Source organism: Rhizobium sp. P2_G9 (assembly GCF_056403475.1).
Window position 1 is genome coordinate 25,804 of sequence record NZ_JBFUFK010000032.1, and the last position, 17,734, is coordinate 43,537.

22 protein-coding genes are annotated in these 17,734 nt (G+C 61.8%); 13 read left to right on the forward strand and 9 right to left on the reverse strand.

Annotation, left to right across the window (positions count from 1 at the left end; genetic code table 11):
* Nucleotides 1–52: 52 nt before the first annotated feature.
* From AC1DYF_RS24405 to AC1DYF_RS24415, 3 genes are read left to right on the forward strand one after another with little or no spacing between them, the layout of a single operon-like run.
* Nucleotides 53–1,087 carry a substrate-binding domain-containing protein gene (locus tag AC1DYF_RS24405; protein ID WP_477879368.1) on the forward strand — a complete coding sequence of 345 codons (1,035 nt, stop codon included), beginning with the start codon at nucleotides 53–55 and terminating at the stop codon, nucleotides 1,085–1,087.
* A gap of 48 nt (nucleotides 1,088–1,135) precedes the next feature.
* On the forward strand, nucleotides 1,136–1,537 hold the full coding sequence (locus tag AC1DYF_RS24410; protein ID WP_477879369.1) for a group II truncated hemoglobin: 402 nt from the start codon (nucleotides 1,136–1,138) through the stop codon (nucleotides 1,535–1,537).
* A complete protein-coding gene (locus AC1DYF_RS24415; RefSeq protein ID WP_477879370.1) occupies nucleotides 1,534–1,905 on the forward strand; it encodes a DUF423 domain-containing protein in 372 nt (123 codons plus the stop codon). The genes AC1DYF_RS24410 and AC1DYF_RS24415 overlap by 4 nt, the downstream gene beginning before the upstream one ends.
* Before the next feature lie 21 nt (nucleotides 1,906–1,926).
* Here the strand turns inward: AC1DYF_RS24415 and AC1DYF_RS24420 are convergent, their stop codons facing one another.
* The 6 genes from AC1DYF_RS24420 to pobA all read right to left on the reverse strand — a co-directional run bounded on the left by AC1DYF_RS24420 (nucleotide 1,927) and on the right by pobA (nucleotide 5,321).
* Nucleotides 1,927–2,283: a hypothetical protein gene (locus AC1DYF_RS24420; protein WP_477879371.1), complete on the reverse strand. Its 357-nt coding sequence runs from the start codon at nucleotides 2,281–2,283 to the stop codon at nucleotides 1,927–1,929.
* Between the two features lie 443 nt (nucleotides 2,284–2,726).
* Nucleotides 2,727–3,113 (reverse strand): bleomycin resistance protein, encoded by a 387-nt coding sequence (locus tag AC1DYF_RS24425; protein ID WP_477879372.1) that lies wholly within the window; start codon nucleotides 3,111–3,113, stop codon nucleotides 2,727–2,729.
* Nucleotides 3,110–3,424, reverse strand: coding sequence for a heme-degrading protein HmuQ (gene hmuQ / locus AC1DYF_RS24430; protein ID WP_477879373.1), 315 nt, complete (start codon nucleotides 3,422–3,424; stop codon nucleotides 3,110–3,112). The genes AC1DYF_RS24425 and hmuQ overlap by 4 nt, the downstream gene beginning before the upstream one ends.
* A gap of 4 nt (nucleotides 3,425–3,428) precedes the next feature.
* A complete protein-coding gene (locus tag AC1DYF_RS24435; RefSeq protein WP_477879374.1) occupies nucleotides 3,429–3,674 on the reverse strand; it encodes a hypothetical protein in 246 nt (81 codons plus the stop codon).
* Entirely contained in the window at nucleotides 3,671–4,039 is a 369-nt protein-coding gene (locus AC1DYF_RS24440; protein ID WP_477879375.1) for a DUF2325 domain-containing protein, read from the reverse strand. Before AC1DYF_RS24440 ends, AC1DYF_RS24435 begins: the two co-directional genes overlap by 4 nt.
* Before the next feature lie 115 nt (nucleotides 4,040–4,154).
* The gene (gene pobA / locus AC1DYF_RS24445) at nucleotides 4,155–5,321 is read right to left on the reverse strand and encodes a 4-hydroxybenzoate 3-monooxygenase (RefSeq protein WP_477879376.1); all 1,167 of its coding nucleotides are present in this window, start codon (nucleotides 5,319–5,321) and stop codon (nucleotides 4,155–4,157) included.
* Between the two features lie 167 nt (nucleotides 5,322–5,488).
* Between pobA and AC1DYF_RS24450 the strand changes: the two genes are divergently transcribed.
* The 6 genes from AC1DYF_RS24450 to preA all read left to right on the forward strand — a co-directional run bounded on the left by AC1DYF_RS24450 (nucleotide 5,489) and on the right by preA (nucleotide 10,800).
* Nucleotides 5,489–6,388 carry a helix-turn-helix domain-containing protein gene (locus AC1DYF_RS24450; protein WP_477879377.1) on the forward strand — a complete coding sequence of 300 codons (900 nt, stop codon included), beginning with the start codon at nucleotides 5,489–5,491 and terminating at the stop codon, nucleotides 6,386–6,388.
* A 56-nt stretch (nucleotides 6,389–6,444) separates the two neighbouring features.
* On the forward strand, nucleotides 6,445–7,083 hold the full coding sequence (locus tag AC1DYF_RS24455) for a DUF416 family protein (RefSeq protein ID WP_477879379.1): 639 nt from the start codon (nucleotides 6,445–6,447) through the stop codon (nucleotides 7,081–7,083).
* Between the two features lie 70 nt (nucleotides 7,084–7,153).
* A complete protein-coding gene (locus AC1DYF_RS24460; protein ID WP_477879380.1) occupies nucleotides 7,154–7,573 on the forward strand; it encodes a CopD family protein in 420 nt (139 codons plus the stop codon).
* A gap of 37 nt (nucleotides 7,574–7,610) precedes the next feature.
* The gene (locus tag AC1DYF_RS24465; RefSeq protein ID WP_477879381.1) at nucleotides 7,611–8,015 is read left to right on the forward strand and encodes a DUF4180 domain-containing protein; all 405 of its coding nucleotides are present in this window, start codon (nucleotides 7,611–7,613) and stop codon (nucleotides 8,013–8,015) included.
* A gap of 94 nt (nucleotides 8,016–8,109) precedes the next feature.
* Nucleotides 8,110–9,471: an NAD(P)-dependent oxidoreductase gene (locus AC1DYF_RS24470; RefSeq protein WP_477879382.1), complete on the forward strand. Its 1,362-nt coding sequence runs from the start codon at nucleotides 8,110–8,112 to the stop codon at nucleotides 9,469–9,471.
* Between the two features lie 15 nt (nucleotides 9,472–9,486).
* Nucleotides 9,487–10,800, forward strand: coding sequence for an NAD-dependent dihydropyrimidine dehydrogenase subunit PreA (gene preA, locus AC1DYF_RS24475; RefSeq protein ID WP_477879383.1), 1,314 nt, complete (start codon nucleotides 9,487–9,489; stop codon nucleotides 10,798–10,800).
* Between the two features lie 356 nt (nucleotides 10,801–11,156).
* On the opposite strand, the gene AC1DYF_RS24480 is transcribed toward preA, so the two are convergent.
* The gene (locus AC1DYF_RS24480; RefSeq protein ID WP_477879385.1) at nucleotides 11,157–12,695 is read right to left on the reverse strand and encodes a flavin-containing monooxygenase; all 1,539 of its coding nucleotides are present in this window, start codon (nucleotides 12,693–12,695) and stop codon (nucleotides 11,157–11,159) included.
* Nucleotides 12,696–12,827: 132 nt separating this feature from the next.
* Between AC1DYF_RS24480 and AC1DYF_RS24485 the strand changes: the two genes are divergently transcribed.
* Nucleotides 12,828–13,304: a pyridoxamine 5'-phosphate oxidase family protein gene (locus AC1DYF_RS24485; protein ID WP_477879387.1), complete on the forward strand. Its 477-nt coding sequence runs from the start codon at nucleotides 12,828–12,830 to the stop codon at nucleotides 13,302–13,304.
* Nucleotides 13,301–14,632, forward strand: a complete 1,332-nt coding sequence (locus AC1DYF_RS24490) for a pyridoxamine 5'-phosphate oxidase family protein (protein WP_477879389.1) — start codon at nucleotides 13,301–13,303, stop codon at nucleotides 14,630–14,632. Before AC1DYF_RS24485 ends, AC1DYF_RS24490 begins: the two co-directional genes overlap by 4 nt.
* Nucleotides 14,633–14,638: 6 nt before the next feature.
* Here AC1DYF_RS24490 and AC1DYF_RS24495 read toward each other — a convergent pair whose 3' ends face one another.
* On the reverse strand, nucleotides 14,639–15,517 hold the full coding sequence (locus AC1DYF_RS24495) for a mechanosensitive ion channel family protein (protein ID WP_477879390.1): 879 nt from the start codon (nucleotides 15,515–15,517) through the stop codon (nucleotides 14,639–14,641).
* A 127-nt stretch (nucleotides 15,518–15,644) separates the two neighbouring features.
* Complete coding sequence (locus AC1DYF_RS24500; RefSeq protein WP_477879391.1) at nucleotides 15,645–16,568, reverse strand: haloalkane dehalogenase; 924 nt, start codon at nucleotides 16,566–16,568, stop codon at nucleotides 15,645–15,647.
* Between the two features lie 76 nt (nucleotides 16,569–16,644).
* Between AC1DYF_RS24500 and AC1DYF_RS24505 the strand changes: the two genes are divergently transcribed.
* Both AC1DYF_RS24505 and greA read left to right on the forward strand, forming a co-directional pair.
* On the forward strand, nucleotides 16,645–17,103 hold the full coding sequence (locus AC1DYF_RS24505) for a MarR family winged helix-turn-helix transcriptional regulator (RefSeq protein ID WP_477879392.1): 459 nt from the start codon (nucleotides 16,645–16,647) through the stop codon (nucleotides 17,101–17,103).
* A 144-nt stretch (nucleotides 17,104–17,247) separates the two neighbouring features.
* The gene (greA, locus tag AC1DYF_RS24510) at nucleotides 17,248–17,730 is read left to right on the forward strand and encodes a transcription elongation factor GreA (protein WP_477879395.1); all 483 of its coding nucleotides are present in this window, start codon (nucleotides 17,248–17,250) and stop codon (nucleotides 17,728–17,730) included.
* The last annotated feature ends 4 nt before the right edge of the window (nucleotides 17,731–17,734 follow it).

Sequence of the window (17,734 nt, forward strand, 5' to 3'; positions counted from 1 at the left end):
TGTCAATAGGAGGATTTCATACTTTGCTCATTCAGGCAGACAGGACACCGCAATGAAGGGCATAAAGCAGCTTGCCCGGCACCTCGACATCTCGATTGGAACGGTGTCCCGGGCGCTGAACGGGAAGCCCGATGTCAATCCGGAAACGCGCAAGCGCGTGCTGGAGGCGGCGAAGGCTCATGGCTATGCGCCCAACCAGTCCGGCCGCAGTCTCCGGCAGGGGCGCACCGGCGTCATCGGCTTCATGATGCAGACCGGCACGGAGATCACCGGCCAGGGCGACACATTCTTCATGAGCGTATTCGATGGCGTGCAGACCGTTTTCGCCCGTCACAAGCTCGATCTCGTAGCCTTGCTCTGCTCCTCGGAAGAAGATCCGTATGATTATCTCCGGCGCATGGTGGCGCGCGGCTTTGCCGATGGGGTGATCATTTCCGCGACCCGTCGGCAAGACCCGCGCATCGAATTCCTCGCCGAGCACAATATTCCGTTCGTATCGCTTGGACGCAGTTTGACCGATGTCGGACAGCCCTGGCTCGATCTCGATTTCGAGAGTATCGCAGAGATTTCGATCGAGCGGCTGATTGCGCGCGGTCATCGCCGCATCGCGGTCACCAAGCCGCATGACGAGATCAATCTCGGCTATCTCTTTGTCGACCGCTGTCGCGAAGTGATGGCCAGGCACGGCCTGACGCTCGACGACAGTCTGATCTTCCCGTCGACACCGAACGAGGCAGGCGGCTATCAGATTGCCCGCAACATTGCGGCGAGCCAGAACCGCCCCACCGCCGTGGTGTTGGTCAATGAAACCATTGCGCTCGGGCTCTATCGCGGCTTCGAGGACGCCGGCATCAAGCCCGGGCGCGACATCGCGGTCATCGGCCGCTACAGCCCGCAGGCGACCATCCTGGCGCCAAGCCTCACTTGCTTCAAGGCGTCGCTGCGGCATCTTGGCGAGGCCTTGGCGGAGGCGCTGCTGGCCACCATACCCGACTATGCTGCGGCCTATCCGCAGGGCATCACACGCAAAGTCTGGCCCGTGGAATTGGTCCCGGGCGACAGCGACGCAGTCTACATCAGCGATTAATCCTCTTGTCGCATTGACGGCCATGCGCCGGCACCGCATATGGGCGGCATGAGCGAAGAGACGATCATCCTTTATGAGGCCATCGGCGGCGATGCGACCATCCGCACGCTGGTGCGCCGCTTCTACGAACTGATGGACACGCTGCCGGAAGCGAGCCATGTCCGCGCCGTGCATCCGCCAAGTCTCGCCAATGCCGAGCAGAAACTCTACGAATACCTGACCGGCTATCTCGGCGGCCCGCCGCTCTACACCGACAAATACGGCCATCCGCGCCTGCGCTCGCGCCATTTCATCGCCGCCATCGGCCCGAAGGAACGCGACGAATGGATCCTCTGCTTCCGCCAGGCGATGGACGAGGCGATCGAGCATCCCAAGCTGCGCGAGGTCATCTGGGCGCCGATCGAACGCCTCGCCTTCCACATGCAGAACCGCGAGGAGAGCGGCGAATGATTTTTGCGCTTATGCCCCGCCTCGCTTTGTTCTTCGCCGGCCTGATCGGCGCCTTCGGCGTCGGCTTCTCGGCCCTTGCCGCCCATGGCGGCGACACAAGGCTCTACGGCGCCGCCGCCCTCATCTGCCTCACCCAGGCGCCGGCGCTGCTCGCACTGTTCATCGGCTGGCGCATGGTGCGGACGGCACCGGTGGCGAGCCTGTTGATCACCGTGGGCTGTGTCCTGTTCGCCGGCGATGTGTCGATCCTGGCGAAGTTCGGCCACGGACTGTTTCCGATGGCTGCGCCGATCGGCGGGACGATGATGATCCTGGGCTGGGTCGCCGTGGCCGCAGCGGCGTTTTTCCCGCGAGGGAACGCCAGATAATATCCGCGCGCGGATGCTATTTCAGGATTTCATCGCTGACGGCACGTCGCGCATGCGCGTGAACGTGGCATCGACAGTTTCACCCATATTGGTGCTGACCTTGACCAGACCGTCAGCCGCATTGGTTGGAAATTCAGTCTTGGCAAGCACCGTCCAGTCGAAAGGTTGGACAATGCCACGAATGACACTTGGCCGGCCGGCGGCTATTTTCACGGCGAGCTCTACCGTGGTCATGCCAGGCGTTTCACCCGGGCTATACCGCCCGTCATAAACGGCGCCGCCTAGATCAAAGCCGTACACGACGCCATCCTTGAAAGTCAGGCTGACGCCTCCGATACCGGCGCTGCCGGCGAATTCCACCGCATACATTCCGTCCATCTCGACATTTCCTTTCTTCAGCTGAGAAAGCTCCCGATCCTGCAAGGAAGGCGGGAGGCTTTCGAACAATGTGATGAAGGCACTGACCGGTCCAGGGATTGACCGGGATTCCGCCAGCCACTGGGCCACCGCACCAGGTGACACCTGAAGCCATCGGGCGAACTCCGCTTGGGAGAGGCCCCAACGGGTGATTTTCTCGCGAAGATCTTTGCTTGATACATTCATTGAGTATCTACAATACCTCATTGATAAATTATCATTGAGGTATTGTAGATACTCATTGTGAATTTTCGCGTGATTTCACGGCTATAGACGGCGGCGCTGGGCGACGAACCCGACCAGGCGAGAGCTTATTTTCGGTAGATCAACAGGTTGTGGCGGCCATTCCCAGCCCCTCGGCGCGGATGGAAACCGATGCCGATCGGCTGGCCCGTCCGGCCCGATTACTCCTGCGGTATCCGCCCGAACTTCAACAGGTTCCCATGCGGGTCGAGCACATAAAATTCTTCCATCCCCCAGGGCTGCACCTTCATCGGCGTCAGCTTCGGCAGGTTCTTCGCGGCGAACTCGGCATGCAGCACATCGATGCCCCCGCCGCGGATATAGATCGCCGACTTCTCACAGAGTGCCCGATCATCCGCCAGCCAGAAATGCAGCTCCATCCGATGACCGGCGAACATCCGCGAAATGATCAGATAATCCTTGGCCTCATAGCCCACCGTCTCGAAGCCGAGATAGTCGCGATAAAAAGCCAGCGTCTCGGCGATGTCGAGCGACGGCAGGATCGGCAGAACCTCGACCCGGTCGTCCTCGGTGATCGCGCGGCTCATGCGCCGTCCACCACGTTGAACCCTTCGAAGACCGGCGGCCCCTTGTAGAGGTCGCGATGGTCGGCGGCGCTCTTATGCGCCTGGCGGAAATTGTCCGACCGCGTCCAGGCCTGGAAATCCGCCTCGGACGCCCAGATCGTATGCGAGGCGAACAGCGTATAGCCTTCGTCCGCGACCGTCTTGCCGCGCAAAAGCCGGAACTCGACAAAGCCCGGCACCGCAGCAAGGCTGGAATCGCGGTTCTTCCACACGGTTTCGAATTCCGTCTCGCGGCCGGCGGCGACCCTGAAGCGGTTCATGGCGATGTACATGGCGTCAACTCCGTCGTCTGATCCTGGCAAGCAGATAGGGCCGGAACGGGATGACATTGTCATTGCTCGGCGGCCTTGTCGACGTTGATCTGCGTTTCTGGACCGGCTCCTTGCCCGGCCATTCGGATTGTTCCGCACTAAACCCAGCGACCGCCGCACGAAGCGCCAGCAATTCCGGAACACGCCCCGCGCCAGACGTCTCGACCAACCGGTGCAGGCCGAGCAGCAGCGGCAATCCCCACTCGCTCATCGGGTCCTGGCCCGATCGCTCAGTTCCTGCATGGCGCGCTCAAAACTCGATTTCGAACCGTTGCGCAGGGGAATGAAAGAGGTGCCGGTCTTCTTGCAGCCCGTCTTCACCCTGAGGCAGGCGTCATGGCTGATACAGTCGATCGGGCAGAAGACGCATTCGACGGAGGGCAGGACGGTGTCGATGCGCGACACCGCCTCGCGCAGGCCGCCATCATGATGAATGAGTTCGCGGCCGAAATTCTCGGCGATTTCGCGCAAATGCGCCACCTGGCAATCGCGGCCGCCGACATACAGGATCTGGCGGTTCGCCGCACTCGTCTTTTCACCGCCGCCGCGATTGGTCTTGCCGGACTTTTTGCTCATCTGCCGCTTCCGAATCCGTTTCGATAGCGCCAGGGATATATAAGTTGACTATTCTAGTAAAGATTAAACTTGAGTTTTTTAGTCAATAAAAATCACGCGGCGGCGAGCGACCTGCTCAATAGGGCAGGCCGACGTAATTTTCCGCCATCGCCGTTTGCGCCGCATGCGACGACGAGAGATAGTCGAGCTCCGCCTCCTGCACCCGTTGATCAAACTCGCCATTAGCGGGAAAACGGTGCATCAGCGTCGTCATCGACCAGGAAAAACGCTCGGCCTTCCAGATGCGCGCCAGCGCCCGCCCGGAATAGGCGTCGAGGCCGGCGAGCGACTTTTCGACATAGAAGTCGCGCAACGCCTCGAACAGGTAATGCACATCCGACGCCGCGAGGTTGAGCCCTTTGGCTCCGGTCGGCGGCACGATATGGCCGGCATCGCCGACGAGAAACAGCGCGCCGAAACGCAGCGGCTCCGCCACATAGGAGCGCAGCGGCGCGATGGATTTCTCGATCGACGGACCGGTGACCATGGCCTCGGCCACGTCTTTCGGCAGGCGGCGGCGCAACTCGTCCCAGAAGGCGTCGTCGGACCATTGCTCGACCTTGTCCTCCAGCGGCACCTGCACATAGTAGCGGCTGCGGGTGTGCGAACGCTGAGAACAGAGCGCAAAGCCGCGCGGATGGTTGGCATAGATCAGTTCGTGATGCACGGGCGGCACGTCGGCAAGCACGCCGAGCCAACCGAACGGATAGAGCTTGTCGAAATGCTGCAGCCCCTTGCCTTCGACCGCGGCGCGCGACACGCCGTGAAACCCGTCGCAACCGGCGATGAAATCGCAGTCGATCCGCTGCGTCACGCCATCCTTCTCGAAGGTCACATAAGGCCTTCCATCGAAATCATGCGGGATGACATTCTTGGCATCGTAAATCGTCTTGCCACCGGATCTGTCGCGATGGTCCATCAGGTCGCGGGTCAGTTCGGTCTGGCCGTAGACCGTCACCGACCGCCCGGTCAGGCCCTTGAGGTCGATCCGCAACAGCCGTCCGGAAAAGGAGAGATTGTAGCCATCATGGTTGAGCCCTTCGGCATGCATCCGCCCCCCCGCGCCGGCCTGATCCAGCATGCCGGCCGTGCCGCTTTCCAGCACGCCGGCGCGGATCCGGCCGAGGATATAGTCGCGGTCGACACGATCGAGGATGACATTGTCGACGCCGATATTATCGAGCAAAGCCCCGAGCAGCAGTCCCGAGGGACCCGAACCGATAATTACAACCTGGCTGCGCATGTTTTCCTCCCCGGACGTGAAGAAATCTGCTGACTTCGACCTCTTCACTCTTGCCAAAAGGTAATTCGGCGGTCACACTCCTGGAATGCAGTTTTCCAGCAAAGAATTGCATTTTCAGAACACGGGGCTCGGAGAAGTGCACCCGTGCGACTGCCCGGGAGGAGGGCATGAAAACCAACGTACCGACCTACGGCCTCTACGGAGAGGCCGGAGAAGCCACGCCTGACTTCTGGATCCACGCTGAATCGATCTTCGAGCGATCGAGCCGCCACAATTGGGAAATCAAGCAGCATCGTCACGATCATTTCTTTCAAATCCTGCAGGTTAGGAGCGGCAGCGGCGACGCCCTGATCGGCGACGAGGTCCATCGGCTGGAACCAGGCGCCCTGGTCTTCATGCCGGAAAAGGTCACGCATGGCTTCCGCTTCTCGCGCGACATCGACGGCCAGGTGATCACCATCCTCACTGAAAGGGTGGAGTTCAGCGGCCGCGACAGTTTTCGCCTGTTCGCCAGCCGGCCGCGGCTGGTCAAACTCGCCGACGATCATCCCGACAGCGCCTATATCGCCGCCACGCTCGACCGGATCGGTCGCGAGCTCGCCTCCGGCTTCGGCGCCCGCTACGGCCTGGTCGAGGCCTATGTGACGACGGTGTTGACGCTGGCCGCCGCGATTGCAAGCCCGCTTGCCGACGAAGACCCCGCCGCCAGCCGCGACATGGCTCGCGTCGCCCGCCTCAAGGAGCTGATCGGCGCGCATTACCGCGAACACCTGCCGGTGGAATTCTACGCCAGGGAGCTCAGCGTCTCGGTGACGCATCTCAACCGCATCACCAAGGCCCAGACCCGCCGCACGATGAACGAGCTCCTGAGCGACAAGATCATCTCCCAGGCCAAGCGCGACCTCGTCTTCACCGTCGCCACGGCACAGGAAATCGCCTACGCTCTCGGCTTCGCCGACCCAGCCTATTTCACCCGCTTCTTTTCCCGCGAAGCCGGTGAAACGCCGCGGCAATTCCGCGAACGTGAGAGGAGCCGCTCGGCGCGGCCGAAACAGGCGGCGGAATAGCAGCTCGATGCCCTGTCGCTCGATTGTTGCCATGGCAAAGTTATAGGCAAGCGCCAATGTATAACTATGACGAAGACGCGCTCGTAGCCGAGCTTGGGCAAATCGATGTGCGGGGGCGTATCGCTTTCGCGCTCGCCGCCGCGACACGCCAGATCGGCAACTGGGAATGGTACGCGCGTCAATTTGACCCCAAAAATCTCGATATCATGCGCCACGTAACCGAGCGGCTTTGGATCGAAATTCTAACCAACACTCTCATTCCTTCGGCCTGGTTCGACATGGAGGAACAACTGGAAATACCGATTCCGCGCGACGACGAACCGGAGAAATACGTTGTTTGTCACGCGGTTGCCGAACACGCCATATGTTCACTCATCTATGCGATCCGCTGCATTGGCAACGGCGATCCGCAGGAGGCTGGCTGGGCGGCAAGGCGTGCTTATGAATTGGTAGATCAGGCCGTGATTCGAATTCTTGATGAAGGCCGAGATAGTTATAACGAAGCCGCAATTATTTCGCATCCCATCGTGCAACGCGAGCTCTCACGCCAGAGGCGCGACATCGAGTTTCTTCTTGGCTCAAGTGGTCAAGAGACCGAAACTTTGACCGTGTTGCGATCTTTGGCCATTTCAGAGAATTCACTAACTGCCGAAGAACAAGCCCACCCCCGTATGCAATCATTTGAAAGTCTGTGATAGCGGTGACCGCCTCTCTGGCGCGACGAAACCCCGCTCTCTATATACCCTCCAAACGGAGGGCTCCCCAATGGATTATTATACCTGGCTTAAGGCCGCGCATGTCTTCGCCGTCTTCGTCTTTGTCGGCGGCATGATCCTCAACGGTTTCCTGCTGCTCACACTGAAACCGGGAACACCGGAGACGAGCCGGATCGCCGCGGCGGCCAAACGCTGGAATGGGCCGGTGACCGGCATCGCGCTGACCTTCGTCTGGATCCTCGGCCTGACGCTTGCCTATATGGGCGGCTTGTTCAATGACGGCTGGCTGCATGTGAAAATGCTGCTGGTGGTGATCCTGTCGGCTCTGCATGGCATGCAATCGGGCGCTTTCCGCCGCCTGCAGACCATGCCGGACAAGCCGATTTCCGGATTTTTGAGGCAATCGGCGCTTCTCACGATAATTTTTCTCGCGGTTATCGCGATTCTGGTGATCGTAAAGCCGTTTTGAAACGTTACGCCTCTACCTGTAAGGCAGAGGTAACGTTATGGCGGTCATCGAGCACAGTGCAGATGCGATAGCGACGGCGGTCGAGACTTTCGGCAGCCATCGCATCCTCGCCGTTCGCGACGGCAGCCATCTGTTCGACATCAAGCACCATGTCAACCAGCTGATCACCCAGGCCTGGGCGCAATCGGTTTCGACCATCGTCATTCCCGTCGATTGCCTGCCCGAAGAGTTTTTCCATCTGCGCTCCGGCGTGGCCGTGGCGATGAGCCAGAGGCTGGTCAATTATCGCATCACCGTCGCCTTTGTCGGCGACATCGCCGCGCGCGTGCCGGACAGCCAACCGTTTGCCGATTTCATCCGCGACTGCAATCGCGGCCGCTGGATCTGGTTCGTCACCGATATGCCCACGCTGGTCGGCCGCCTAACCGCAAGAAACCGCTGAGCGGAATTTTTCACGAACAAAAATTTTACCGTTTGATAAATTTTTAGAGCTTTGTTACCTTCCCTTCAATGAAACAAAAAGGGGAACGACAAAGATGAGCAATCTCGCGCCCGGAATCCATCCCGGTCGGCTCGATCAACCGACCTATGAGGCCAATTTCGCCGACCTGCATCCGGCTTTCGACAGACACGAGGCGCTGGTCGCCTCCGACCGCTGCTATTTCTGCTATGACGCGCCGTGCATGACGGCCTGTCCCACCTCCATCGATATCCCGATGTTCATCCGCCAGATATCGACGGGCAACTCGATCGGCGCCGCCAAGACGATTTTCGACCAGAACATTCTCGGCGGCATGTGCGCGCGCGTCTGTCCCACCGAAACGCTTTGCGAACAGGCCTGCGTCCGCAACGCGGCCGAGGAAAAGCCGGTCGAGATCGGCCGCCTGCAGCGCTACGCCACGGACGCGGCGATGAAGGCCGACAAGCAATTCTATAAGCGCGCCGCACCCTCAGGCAAGAAGGTCGCCGTGGTCGGCGCCGGCCCGGCCGGTCTCGCCTGCGCCCACCGCCTCGCACTGAAAGGCCATAGCGTCACCATTCTCGACGCTCGCGAAAAATCCGGCGGCCTCAACGAATATGGCATCGCCGCCTACAAGGCGCCCGGCGATTTCGCCCAGGACGAGGTCGATTACATCCTCTCGGTCGGTGGCATCGCCATCGAAAACGGCAAGGCGCTTGGCCGCGATTTCACCCTGGCCGATCTGCAAGGCCAGTATGACGCCGTCTTCCTCGGCCTCGGCCTTGCCGGCGTCAACGCGCTCAATGTCGGCGGCGAAGACCTGGATGGCGTCTCCGACGCCGTCGATTTCATCGCCGGCCTGCGCCAGTCCAAGACCAAGAACGACGTGCCGGTCGGCCGCCGCGTCGTGGTCCTCGGCGGCGGCATGACCGCCATCGATGCCGCGATCCAGTCGAAGCTGCTTGGCGCCGAGGAAGTGACGATCTGCTATCGCCGCGGCAAGGAGCATATGAACGCCTCCGAATACGAACAGGACCTGGCCGCATCCAAGGGCGTCACCATCCGCCATTGGCTGGCGCCGAAAGCGGTGATCGGCCAGGACGGCAAGGTCGCCGGCATCGAAGTCGCCTATACCGAAATCCGCGACGGCAAGCTGGTCACCACGGGCGAAGCCGGCATCATCGCCGCCGACCAGATTTTCAAGGCAATCGGCCAGAAATTCGACGCCCCTGCCCTTTCCGGCCTGAAACTCGAAGGCGGCCGCATCGTCGCCGATAGCGAAGGCCGCACCTCGTTCGCCAATGTCTGGGCGGGCGGCGACTGCATTCTCGGCGGCGAGGACCTAACGGTCGCCGCCGTCGCCAATGGCCGCGATGCGGCCGAATCCATCCATCGTCAATTCATGGCCGCGACCCAGCCGGCCACCGCAGTCGCTTGAAGGGAGGATTGAAAAATGGCTGATATCCGCAACAATTTCGTCGGCATCAAATCGCCCAACCCCTTCTGGCTGGCCTCGGCGCCGCCGACCGACAAGGCTTACAATGTCGAGCGCGCCTTCAAGGCCGGCTGGGGCGGCGTGGTCTGGAAGACCTTGGGCGAAGAAGGCCCGCCGGTCGTCAATGTCAACGGCCCGCGCTACGGCGCCATCTGGGGTGCCGACCGCCGTCTGCTCGGCCTCAACAATATCGAGCTGATCACCGACCGCCCTCTGCAGGTCAACCTGCAGGAAATGAAGATGGTCAAGAAGAACTGGCCGGACCGGGCGCTGATCGCCTCGATCATGGTGCCCTGCGAGGAGAATGCCTGGAAGGCGATCCTGCCGCTGGTCGAGGAAACCGAGGCCGACGGCATCGAGCTCAATTTCGGCTGTCCGCACGGCATGTCCGAGCGCGGCATGGGTGCCGCGGTCGGCCAGGTGCCGGAATATATCGAAATGGTCGTGCGCTGGTGCAAGCAATATTCGCGCATGCCTGTCATCACCAAGCTCACGCCAAACATCACCGATATCCGCCGCCCGGCCCGCGCCGCCCGCAGTGGCGGCACCGATGCGGTGTCGCTGATCAACACGATCAATTCGATCACCGGCGTCGACCTCGACACCTGTTCCCCCACGCCGTCGATCGACGGCAAGGGCACGCATGGCGGCTATTGCGGCCCGGCCGTCAAGCCGATCGCCATGAACATGGTGGCCGAGATCGCCCGCGATCCGGAAACCCGCGACCTGCCGATCTCGGCGATCGGCGGCATCACCACCTGGCGCGACGCCGCCGAATTCATGATGCTCGGCGCCGGCAATGCCCAGGTCTGCACCGCCGCCATGACCTATGGCTTCAAGATCGTTGAGGAGATGATCACCGGCCTGGAAAACTGGATGGACGAGAAGGGTTACGCGACGCTGGAAGATTTCCGCGGCCGCGCCGTGCCCAACGTCACCGACTGGCAGTATCTCAACCTCAACTACATCGCCAAGGCCAGGATCGACCAGGACGCCTGCATCAAGTGCGGCCGCTGCTACGCCGCCTGCGAGGATACCTCGCACCAGGCGATCATGTCGATGAAGGACGGCGTGCGCCATTTCGAGGTGATCGAGGAAGAATGCGTCGCCTGCAACCTCTGCGTCGATGTCTGCCCGGTCGAGAACTGTATCTCCATGGAGCAGCTCGCGGCGGGTGAAATGGACAAGCGGACGGGCAAGGTGGTCAGCGATACCTATGCCAATTGGACCACGCATCCGAACAATCCGATGGCAAAGCAGGCGGCGGAGTAGTTGTTTTGAGCTGATGGACGGGCACCGCCCGTCATTGGATCCACTGCTGCGGCCGGCCCCTCATCCGCCTGCCGGCACCTTCTCCCCGCCCGCGGGGCGAAGGCAGATGGGGCACCGACATTGCCACAAGTCCCTTCTCCCCGTTTCAACGGGGGAAGGTGGCGGCAGCCGGATGAGGGGCCGTCTCCAACGGTGCGTCGATTACAGGTGATGCCCGTCAAGCAACAGAATAACTGCGCCCCCACTCCACCGGCACGACCTTTCGTATCGGTGGTGGCGCGACGCTGACCGTCCGAATTATGCAGCCCAGGCGGGGGCATAGACCGCCCGGGCTGCATCCGGAATTGCCAGCGGGATCAGGCCGCCTGCATCTCCGGCAGGATGATCGACAGCATCTTGCTTTCCTCCGGCGTAGAGTCACTGGAGGCGATATGGCCGAAAGCCGCGGCTGCTGCCTTGGTTCGCTCGACAGCATCAGGCAGGATGTCGGCCCCTTCGAGCCGGAACGAGACCGCCGAAAGCGGTCCGGAGAGGAGTGCTCGCTGCAATTCCGGCCTCGCCATCAGGCTCGGCTCACAGCCGGCATTGCCAGCGAACAAGAGCGCCAGATCGTGCATCGGCACGCCGGCAGGACCGGCACGGCCGGCACGCGCGACCTCGACGCCATGCCGCAGGGTGTCGGCCGACGGCATTGGCACCGTGCCCGACAACGCCGCGGCAACCCAACGCGCCTGCAGTTCCATGACCGGGAAGGTCGGACCTATCGCGTCATAGAGGCCGAGGAAAGCCAGCCCCGGCAGCTCGGGATGGAATGTATGCTGGGCGAGATCGATGCGGTCGCACTCGATCGCAAGCGTCTCTGCGATCGCAGGCGCCACCCAGGGCAGCGAGATGTCATAGCCGGTGCCGCAGATGATGCCATCGGCCTCGGCAATGGTGCCGTCCTTGAACAGAACCGTACGTCCATCAATGCGCTCGATCCACGGCGCGACCTTGATCCGCCCCTCGGCCACGGCGGGCAGGAAATGCTGGGATTGGGTGATGCCGGCAGCGAAGATGTTTTGGTGCGGCACCATTGCACCGAACCGGCTTGGGCAGCCTGACACCGACACCACCTTCTCCTTCATTCCCGCCGCCAGCATTTCGAACGGAACCGCCTTGCCAGCCAGCGACGCTGCACGGGTGAACATCACATGGTCGGTCGGCACGCCGGCAATCAGCTTCGGCAGGACATAGCGCTGCCGCCGATAGCTGGCGACCACACCCTTGGCGCCGCCATATGCCAGGTCGGAGGCGATCTCCAGCGCACTGATCGAGCAGCCGGCGACCAGAACGGTCTTGCCTTCATAGACCTGCGCACCACGATAATCCTTCGTGTGGATCACATCCAGGTCGCCGGAGAAGCCTTCGAGACCGGCAATATCGGGCAGCCGCGGCTTGTCGAACCGGCCGCTCGCCACCACGACCTGGCCAAAGACTTCCGCATGCGGATGGCCATCTTGCCTGGAATGGATCACCCAGCCTTGCCCGGGCGCCCGGTCGAGCAGTTTCACGGGCGTGCCGAAGCGGATTAGCCGGGTGAGGTCGAATTTTTCGGCATAGGCTTGGAGATAGGCCAGAACCTCGTCGTGGCGCGGATAGGTCGCCGTGCCCTCGGGATAATCGAGATCGGAAAAAGCAGTCATGATCCGGCTGGTATTGGTGCGCATGCCAGGCCAGACGGCGCTATGCACCGCACCCTGGTTCCATTGACCGCCGAGACCAGCGGAGGCTTCGAAGATGATCGGCTCGAAGCCGCGCTGCGTGAGCCAGCGGGCAGCCGCAAGACCGGCAGGGCCGGCGCCGATGACGGCGGCGGTGCGGGAAGGCATGATATGGGGAACGACGTTCTGCATGGTTGAGCTCCACGAATTTGCGATGAAAGCTCGATACCTGCTTTTCCGTCTGCCCGTTCCTAAATGGTCCCTAACCCCCGATGTACGTTTCCTAAATCTTTGCTAAACAACATTTCGAGAGGCAATTGAGGGATGGACGTGCAACTCAGCGAAAGCCTGAAACAGTTCCTGCGCGAGCCCTTGATGATCATTCTCGGCACGGCCAGCACCGATCTCAGGCCCGCAGTCGCGCGCGGCATGGGCGTCCATGAAGCCGAGCAGGAAGGCCATCTGGAAATCGTCTTTTCCGCCTGGCAATGGCCGGAAACTGCACAGAATATCCGCGAGACCGGCAGGATGGCAGTGACCGTGGTCAGCCCTTCGAAATACACCTCCTACCAGATCAAGGGCAAGGCCTGGGTCAGCACGCCGAAGCCGACTGAGATCGAACGATCGGACGACTACATCCGCAGCATGGAAGCGGAACTGCACGGCCCCGGCGTACCGCGCAATCTCATCGGCCCCTGGCTGACGACCCGTGAACCGCTGCTGGCAACGCTCAATGTTAGCGAGGTCTATGTGCAGACGCCTGGGCCCAATGCCGGCATGTTGGCGGGGTCGCGTCGATGAGCCTTCGTTTATCCGACCTGCATGGCTGCTTCGAAGGCGTGATCCCATCGATCGTCGCCACGACCTCGGCGGACGGCACCCCGAACATTTCCTATCTCTCGCATGTGGTCATGGTGGACGAACACCATGTCGCGCTCTCCAACCAGTTCTTCGCCAAGACGCTCGCCAATATCCGCGCCAATCCGCACGTCACCCTGTTGCTGGTCGACGGCAATGACGGCCAGCAATATACGCTCGATATTCGCTTCGAGCGCTCGGTTGACGACGGCGAATTGTTCGAGCGCATCGCGCTGCAGCTCAAGGCGAGCAGCGCCCAGGTCGGCATGGCCGGTATCATGCGGCTGAAGAGCGCCGACATTTTTGAGGTCCTGTCACTGCGTGCCGTGCCCTCCGCCGCCGAGATCACCGCGACGCCCAGACGCCGGCCAGTAAGCTTTGCCGAGGTCGCAAACGTCGCTAAGGCAATCGAGGCGGAAACGCGCGCTGATGGGATTATCGACGCGCTGCTCTGCGGTCTGCATCGCGAACTGCGTTGCGAAAGCGCACTGATCCTGCTCAACGATGCCGAATGCGGCACGCTGACCACGGTCGGCAGCATCGGCTACGAGACATCAGGCCTCGGTTCCGAAATTCGCAACAAGGACGACCTGATCGCCTCGGCCGCCGCCCATGGCCGTTCGATCAAGGTCAGCGACATGAGCCGGATCGAGCGTTTCGGCCGGGCGATCATCAAGGAATCGAACCGCGACGAGAATCTCACCCGCACCATTCTTTTCCCGCGGCTCGCCGATGCAATGAGCCAGCTCGCGGTGCCGATGATCGTCCGCGCAAACGTGCGGGGCGTCGTCTTCGTCGAAAGCCGCGAGCGCATGGCTTTCCGTGACGAGGACGTGACGGCGATCGAAATGCTGGCGCGGCAGGCTGCGGCTGCCCTGGCGCTGGCGGACGCCGATGATGACGTTGAGGCCGAAGCCGAATCGCCGCCGAGCGTCCGGCCGAACGGAAGGACGGTGCAGATCGTCCATCACAGCTTCGACGATAGCGTCTTCATCGACAACAACTACGTCATCAAGGGTGTCGCAGGCCGGCTGCTCGCCTTCCTGATCGACCGCTATCTTCGGGAAGGTCGCACGGAATTCAGCAATCGCGAAATCCGGCTGGCGGATGGGCTGCGCCTGCCCGACCTCAAGGACAATCTCGAAACCCGGCTACTGCTGCTGAGGCGGCGACTAGAGGCGAAGCAGTTCCCGGTTCGGCTTGCTCATTCCGGCCGCGGCAGGATAACGTTGTCGATCGATGGTGTTCCAAGCATTCGGACGGTGGAATGATCCACCTCAGCGCGCCCGCTGCGCTGCCCGCAGCTCCGGCGGCGGCTCGACGCGCACCTTCGCTTCCGGCTCCGTCTCGGACTTTGCGCCGCGAAGCTGGTCGAGCGCGATCTTGGCGGATTTGGCGAGATTCTGCGACACGCTGCCATGGTCCAAATTGCTGGTCCAGGCGCTGAGCGTCAGCTTGAGCGTGTCCTGCGTCACCTCCGAAACGCCGACCGACGGCGCGGGATTGGTCATCACCCGTTGGTCACGGGTGGCAATGCCGCGCAGGATGATATCGGCCTGCCGCACATCGGTATCAGCCGGGACGATGATCGCCAGGCTGAGCCCCCGCGTCGGCAGGCGGCTGAAATTCTTGACCGGCGTGTTCCACAGCGTCGCATTCGGCGCGATCAGGTAAAGCCCGTCGCCGGTCCGGAGTTCGGTGGCGAAGAGACCGATTTCCTGCACCGTGCCCGAGACATTGCCCGCCTCTATCGTTTCGCCGACCCGGAATGGCCTGAGAATCAACAGCATAATGCCGGCAGCGATGTTCTGCAGCGTGCCTTGGAGCGCAAGTCCGATCGCCAGGCCGGCGGCGCCGAGCGCGGCCAGGATCGAGGCCGTCTGCACCCCAAACTGGCCGAGCACCGCAATCAGCACCATGATCATTATGGCGTAGCGGATGATGTTCGACAGGAAATGCGCCAGCGTGACGTCGAAACCATGGATGCGCTGCATGCCGGACAGCGCCCAGCGATGCAGGTAGCGTGCCGCAACCCAGCCGGCCACCAGCAGCACGAAAGCACCGACAATCGAGAAGGAATACTGCACCAACAGCGCGCCGGCCTGCGCGATCGCCGCGCGAACGGCGACAAGGATATCGGTTGGTTGGGGATTCATGCTCCGCTCCGCTACGGTTGGCAATGCCTGCCAAACGCAACGTCGAAAAGAATGGTTCCGCATCCAATTTATCGTCGCAACCTCCCGAGAGAGGCTTGCGTCATCCTCAAACAGGCGATCGAGGCCTTTAGGCGATGGTCAGATTCGCCTCATTTGGCCGATCATTTCCGATGCCAATGTTGTTGCGAGAGCGCATAAGCCCCTTCCCCTCTGCCCAGCCGATCACCGCGTGCGCAATCGCATCCGGCTGGTCCTCCGGCACGACATGCTTTGCCGGTCCGCAGCCGGCCACCTCCAGGCCGGCGATATTGCCGCAGCACCAGTCGATCATTGCCGGGCCGATCAGCAGTGTCTCCGGACTGCCCTCGAATGTCAGTAGCAGTTTCGGCACGTCAGGACTGGCTGCCAGCCAGCGGTCATAGGCCTCGACCCGCGCCACGACATCCTTCGGCTCGCCCTCGATCGGTGTACACCGCGGCCAGGCGAGCAGCGGTCGGCGGCTTTCGCGCGTCGGATAAGGCGCGCGATAGACGTCGAGGTCGGCATCACTCAGGCCGCTCATGATCGTGGCGCGCAAGGCCTGTTCGATGAAGAAATTCTCGTCCAGCACTTTCTGCTCACCGGCCGGCGAACGCAGCATTTCGTAGCGCGGCCGCGAGCCGGCGCCGGGCAGGTCGTCCCAGCCCATCGGCCGGATGATCGTCTCCATGAAGGCAACACCGCGCACGCGCTCGGGATGCCGCGAGGCCCAGTCGAAGGCCAGCGCCCCGCCCCAGTCATGGCCGATAAGAACAACGCCATCGAGCCCGAGCGCATCCATCCAGGCGTCGAGATAGGCGGCATGATCTCCAAAACTGTAGTCGATCTCAGGCTTGCCGGAACCGCCCATGCCGATCAGGTCCGGCGCCAGCGAGCGGACATCGGCAAAATGCGGCAACACCTTGCGCCAGACAAAGGACGAGGCGGGGTTGCCATGCAGGAAAACGAAGGGCACGCCTTCGCCGCAGTCTTCATAATGGATATGGGAGGCAAGCACATTGATGTCGGGCATGGGACTGTCCTTTCCGGAACCAATATAGTAAGGTACCTGACCAATATGGAATTTAGTCAGGCACCTGTCAATATCGATGACGGAAAATTCGCATTACAATTCGCTCGGCCTGCTGCTCAGGCTCACCTATCAGCAATGGACGCTGGCCGTGGACACCAAGCTTGCCGAGGAAGGTTTCGGCGACCTGCGTCCGCACTACGCCAATGTCTTCACCTTCGTGCCACCCGAGGGCATCCAGGTTGCCGAACTGACAAAGCTTGCGCATGTGCGCAAGCAGAGCATGACGCAGACCATCGAGGAGCTGGAAAAACTCGGGCTTGTCGAACGCAGACCTGACCCTAGCGACAAGCGTGCGCGACTGGTCTTCGTCACCGAACGCGGCAAGAAGATCAGCCCCATCGCCCGCGCCGCCGGTCGCGCCGTCGACGCGCGCTGGGCGGAACTGACGAGCCCGGAGGAGATCGAGGCGCTCAGAAATGCGCTGCGATCCGTGCTGGCGGCGACGCAGAAGCTGGACGATGGGGAAGAGAACTGACGAGCGCGGAGGTCGACCACCGCTCATCGCACTCCGAGAAGTTCGATTTCTCAGGTTGCCATCCTATCTATGTATCTGGCAAGCTTGCGGGCTTGCGCATCAGCCGCGGCCGGAGTTCGCGGCAATCGAATGGGAGTTCGACAATTGAGCGTTGCCTTCACGAAGGAAGAGAGTGCCGAAACCGCTTCGGAAACCCTGCTTCCCGACCGTGCCATCTCCCCGCACCCCAACCTCGTGACGGAGGCCGGGTTGAAGGCGTTGGAGCAGCAGCTTCGGGAGGCGCGCATGGCCTATGACGCGGTAAGCGGGATCGAGGATGTCAATGAGCGCCGGCGGCAGGCGGCCATTCCGCTGCGCGATGCCCGCTATCTCACCGAGCGCGTGCGCACGGCCCAGGTCATCGCCGACCCGACCACGTTCGACATCGTCGCCTTTGGCAATACGGTCAAATTCAGCCGCGACGACGGGCGCGTGCAGACCTATCGTATCGTCGGCGAGGATGAGGCCGATCCCAAGGCGGGGTCGATCTCCTTCGTCTCGCCGGTGGCGAGAGGTCTCATGGGAAAGTCTATTGGCGACGTCGTGACCGTGGGCGATCAGGAACTGGAAATCATCGCCATTTCGTGAGGCG

Bases quoted from the DNA above. Each gene is read 5' to 3' on its own strand.
- hmuQ (WP_477879373.1), bottom strand. From the start codon at position 3,424: ATGTACATCGCCATGAACCGCTTCAGGGTCGCCGCCGGCCGCGAGACG.
- AC1DYF_RS24480 (WP_477879385.1), bottom strand. From the start codon at position 12,695: ATGCAGAACGTCGTTCCCCATATCATGCCTTCCCGCACCGCCGCCGTC.
- AC1DYF_RS24470 (WP_477879382.1), top strand. From the start codon at position 8,110: ATGAGCAATCTCGCGCCCGGAATCCATCCCGGTCGGCTCGATCAACCG.
- AC1DYF_RS24505 (WP_477879392.1), top strand. From the start codon at position 16,645: ATGACGGAAAATTCGCATTACAATTCGCTCGGCCTGCTGCTCAGGCTC.
- AC1DYF_RS24450 (WP_477879377.1), top strand. From the start codon at position 5,489: ATGAAAACCAACGTACCGACCTACGGCCTCTACGGAGAGGCCGGAGAA.
- preA (WP_477879383.1), top strand. From the start codon at position 9,487: ATGGCTGATATCCGCAACAATTTCGTCGGCATCAAATCGCCCAACCCC.
- AC1DYF_RS24420 (WP_477879371.1), bottom strand. From the start codon at position 2,283: ATGGACGGAATGTATGCGGTGGAATTCGCCGGCAGCGCCGGTATCGGA.
- AC1DYF_RS24455 (WP_477879379.1), top strand. From the start codon at position 6,445: ATGTATAACTATGACGAAGACGCGCTCGTAGCCGAGCTTGGGCAAATC.
- AC1DYF_RS24465 (WP_477879381.1), top strand. From the start codon at position 7,611: ATGGCGGTCATCGAGCACAGTGCAGATGCGATAGCGACGGCGGTCGAG.
- AC1DYF_RS24495 (WP_477879390.1), bottom strand. From the start codon at position 15,517: ATGAATCCCCAACCAACCGATATCCTTGTCGCCGTTCGCGCGGCGATC.
- AC1DYF_RS24500 (WP_477879391.1), bottom strand. From the start codon at position 16,568: ATGCCCGACATCAATGTGCTTGCCTCCCATATCCATTATGAAGACTGC.
- AC1DYF_RS24460 (WP_477879380.1), top strand. From the start codon at position 7,154: ATGGATTATTATACCTGGCTTAAGGCCGCGCATGTCTTCGCCGTCTTC.
- AC1DYF_RS24485 (WP_477879387.1), top strand. From the start codon at position 12,828: ATGGACGTGCAACTCAGCGAAAGCCTGAAACAGTTCCTGCGCGAGCCC.
- AC1DYF_RS24410 (WP_477879369.1), top strand. From the start codon at position 1,136: ATGAGCGAAGAGACGATCATCCTTTATGAGGCCATCGGCGGCGATGCG.
- AC1DYF_RS24440 (WP_477879375.1), bottom strand. From the start codon at position 4,039: ATGAGCAAAAAGTCCGGCAAGACCAATCGCGGCGGCGGTGAAAAGACG.
- AC1DYF_RS24490 (WP_477879389.1), top strand. From the start codon at position 13,301: ATGAGCCTTCGTTTATCCGACCTGCATGGCTGCTTCGAAGGCGTGATC.
- AC1DYF_RS24405 (WP_477879368.1), top strand. From the start codon at position 53: ATGAAGGGCATAAAGCAGCTTGCCCGGCACCTCGACATCTCGATTGGA.
- AC1DYF_RS24425 (WP_477879372.1), bottom strand. From the start codon at position 3,113: ATGAGCCGCGCGATCACCGAGGACGACCGGGTCGAGGTTCTGCCGATC.
- AC1DYF_RS24435 (WP_477879374.1), bottom strand. From the start codon at position 3,674: ATGAGCGAGTGGGGATTGCCGCTGCTGCTCGGCCTGCACCGGTTGGTC.
- AC1DYF_RS24415 (WP_477879370.1), top strand. From the start codon at position 1,534: ATGATTTTTGCGCTTATGCCCCGCCTCGCTTTGTTCTTCGCCGGCCTG.
- pobA (WP_477879376.1), bottom strand. From the start codon at position 5,321: ATGCGCAGCCAGGTTGTAATTATCGGTTCGGGTCCCTCGGGACTGCTG.